Origin of the sequence: Pseudomonas sp. C11, from assembly GCF_034683865.1 — a bacterium.
GTDB lineage: Bacteria > Pseudomonadota > Gammaproteobacteria > Pseudomonadales > Pseudomonadaceae > Aquipseudomonas.
Genome location: NZ_JAWIIP010000084.1, coordinates 1 through 241 on the forward strand (window position 1 = coordinate 1; position 241 = coordinate 241).

The window sequence follows — 241 nt, forward strand, 5'->3', positions numbered from 1 at the left end:
CTATATTCACATAGGGGCCGGCAGATTGCGAAGGGGTTTCCGGAAGCAATTCAACAGGCATGGTCATCCATCCTTATATATTTTAGAAATGGCTCTGGCGCTGGCCACGCAGCACGATGTCGAAGCGATAGGCAAGGCAATCCATCGGATTGGCCGTAGACATGTCCAGCTTGGCGATCAGCGTCTGCACCGAGTCAGGGTTGGAGATGGACTTGACGATGGGGCAAAGATGAATCAGCGG

1 pseudogene is annotated in these 241 nt (G+C 53.1%); it reads right to left on the reverse strand.

The annotated features are described in order from the left end of the window. Positions 1 to 82: 82 nt before the first annotated feature. Positions 83 to 241: pseudogene (locus tag VC352_RS25010) on the reverse strand (protocatechuate 3,4-dioxygenase subunit beta); the annotation flags it as partial.